The organism is Methanosarcina sp. A14 (assembly GCF_001729375.1).
Taxonomy (GTDB): domain Archaea; phylum Halobacteriota; class Methanosarcinia; order Methanosarcinales; family Methanosarcinaceae; genus Methanosarcina; species Methanosarcina barkeri.
This window is the reverse complement of sequence record NZ_LZPK01000320.1, coordinates 1-2,777: the sequence shown is the minus strand read 5'-3', so window position 1 is coordinate 2,777 and position 2,777 is coordinate 1. Positions and strand designations below refer to the sequence as shown.

Below are 2,777 nucleotides of genomic sequence, written 5' to 3'. Positions count from 1 at the left end.
CGGTTATCACCGGGCGTTGCCAACGCTCGAACCCGGGGCCGAATCCCGGCTGGTGTATAATTAGTTCTTCCAATTTTTGAGTCATTTTCGAATAAGATTAAGTTCAAGAATAAAGTCTGTTTTTCCTTCTTTTCTTTACCTATTTATTCCATCTATCTCTTATTCCATCTATCTCTTTCCTTTACCTGTTTTTTTCTTTACCTGTTTTTTTCTTTATTCTACTGGAAATCTTTCTCGGACCGACCAAATATTAATACTTTTTGTCTTGAGTTTGAAACATTTATTGTATTGTCCAACTCTTCAATAAAACTTTAATCTTTGAATAAATACCTCCTATTCTTATCTCATAGATCCAGCTTCAAATCTTTTTTGTCAAACTTTTGAATGACATCAGCTCCAATGTTAACCTATTGTCAATGTTTATATTCCGAGTTTGTGGTGTCTATAAGGTTTGAAAATCTAATATGTTAACCAATTATTGTCAACCAAAACATTAATTAAAACATAAATTGATTATAATTATTGGATATACATCTCGAGAAGACAAGAGAACAAGTCTGCTTGAAGAGATCTATACCAACTATGTTGCAAACCTGAAAAATCGTGAGGAGATCTAAAATGCCAGGAAAGTTCCAGAAGAGAAATGCGGAAAGGAAAGGCGTCAGAAAAGAATATGAACTGGAGCAGAAGTTAATTAAGGAAGTCGTAGGCGAAATTCAGGTAAGCGGCGGTGGAGCAATAGAGTGAGTAGAAAAGTACACATAACAATCCAGGCTGGAGATATTTCTGAGCAGACCGTAGAAGTAGCTGAGAGCGCTACCTACGAAGAACTGCTTAATACTTTGGATATAAATCAGGAAACAGTACTTGTATTAAATGGAGGGAATGCTGTTCCTCTTGATGGAATAGTCAGTTCCGATAGACTTACAATCCTCAGAGTTGTCACAGGGGGCTGACCTGCCAGCAAAAGGCAGAACCTCTCCTTTATTACAATTCTTTTTTCCACCTTTTTTGAAGTCCCTGTATGACGTTTTTATTACCTATTTCTGTCACCCGAGTCCCTTCTCGCTCACTTCGTTCGCTCAAGCGTAGTGGTCTTTGGAGAAAGGTTAGAGAGATTATATTTTCAACGCTCTCAGGAAAGCTAATTTACTCAAATTGCCCTTGGATCATGCGGCACAAGTCATTTTAAAAACTGTTTGCCAGCAAGCCATTTCAAAAAATAATTGACTGAAAACTCCGCAACAACGTGATAGGCGTGATCAACCGGCGCAACTGTTGATCCAGAAAAGTAGAGAACAGGAATGAAAAATGATTCGAATAATTAAGATTTTTGTTTCCATAATGGTTGAATTCCAGATAAGAATTGTCAGCCATTATGGAGCAAATTCGTTTTGAAGGCTTTACTTTGAGGGAGTAAGAGGCACCTTTTTACTCATAACCTTCAGCTTCTTAATTGCTGAGATGGTTGCCTGAGATTCTTTGTAAATTTTGTCTTCGTAATAACTGATGATCTCGTCAACTGGAGCAGCAAGAGCATAGATCTTTATTGGGCGCCCTTTACCGGGTTTCTTTTCCGAACGAACGCTAACCCACGACTGGTTGCGCATCAGTCTCATTGCAAGACTTACTTCTGGTTGTCTTAATCCGGTACTGATTTCTATTTCACGGGATGAAGCCTCGTCAACATTCATAAGATATGCCATAGTTGTAGCGACATTTCTGGACATCCCAAGGTTTCTTAACGTTTCAATAAAAATGTGGTCGTTTTCGTCCAGCACTTTAACTTCGTAGTCTTTCATGATAACCCCTTCTTTCTTCTAATTTTATGGATAATGTTGTCAGTTAAATAATATTAAAATAATTATGTTTATACCTTCAAGGAAGGCTTTTATAATTATCTTTTAAAACTGACGACAATCTCTAAATATATACACTGTCGATATATTTATAAGGTAACCTATTTCGTTTTGAAATTCTAAATACAATAAAAAACGTTTTTACGCTATGTAGCGGATTATTTCTGTTTTAAGTCTAACAACCGGTCATTAAAAGCAAATGCCAGATGTTTATAACTGGCTACAAGAGCCCCGTTTTATGAGATTGATGGAAAGGACTTTACAGGTTGATTAATTAAACCTGTATAGGTATATAATTAGAAGGTTATTCATCTCTAACAATTAATAATGTACTCATACTATTTAAAGTTGTATATATTAAAAAGGAGTTGAAAAACTTTCAACTAGCCTTGGCATGGGTAACTATTTAAGGTTTTTGGCATATGTACTGTATTATAATATTCTTTTCTATATAACAAATTTCAGGTTCCATATTGACAATATTATAATTTTACTGATTAATAATTTGGACTCAGGTATCGAGGGAAAGTAGGATTCAAGAGCAAACTAAATATTTATACTCAATTCAGTGTTCGTCCATAATTATATGGTTGATATTTTCATGATGAGCTGATCCCAAAACTCAAAATTGCTTCTCTGAATCCTGTATTCCGAACAATCAATCAAGTTTCTGATCATGAAAACAGTCCTGAAAATTCTTGATGATTAAGAACGAAATGGCTTTTGGGATAGGCTCGATCAATTTCCGGTGCTAGAAGTGTTTACATTTTGTGCTTCAATATATGGCTATTATAACTTCACTGAATTGCAAAAATACATGATGCATCATTAAGAGATGTTTGGGAATAACATCAACCAATAGTTTATAATCAAATTTTCTGGAGCATCAAAAATCAGTAATCAAAATCAGTATTCAAA

The 2,777-nt window shown here is 35.1% G+C and carries 3 protein-coding genes; 2 read left to right on the top strand and 1 reads right to left on the bottom strand.

Annotated features, from left to right (window positions below; all coding sequences use genetic code 11):
* Nucleotides 1-618: 618 nt before the first annotated feature.
* Together A9239_RS20595 and A9239_RS13915 are read left to right on the top strand one after the other, a co-directional pair.
* Nucleotides 619-747, top strand: coding sequence for a hypothetical protein (locus tag A9239_RS20595; RefSeq protein ID WP_255361955.1), 129 nt, complete (start codon nucleotides 619-621; stop codon nucleotides 745-747).
* Nucleotides 744-956 (top strand): MoaD/ThiS family protein, encoded by a 213-nt coding sequence (locus A9239_RS13915; RefSeq protein ID WP_048116442.1) that lies wholly within the window; start codon nucleotides 744-746, stop codon nucleotides 954-956. Before A9239_RS20595 ends, A9239_RS13915 begins: the two co-directional genes overlap by 4 nt.
* 447 nt (nucleotides 957-1,403) lie before the next feature.
* On the opposite strand, the gene A9239_RS13910 is transcribed toward A9239_RS13915, so the two are convergent.
* Nucleotides 1,404-1,802, bottom strand: coding sequence for a hypothetical protein (locus A9239_RS13910; protein ID WP_011308457.1), 399 nt, complete (start codon nucleotides 1,800-1,802; stop codon nucleotides 1,404-1,406).
* Nucleotides 1,803-2,777: the final 975 nt, after the last annotated feature.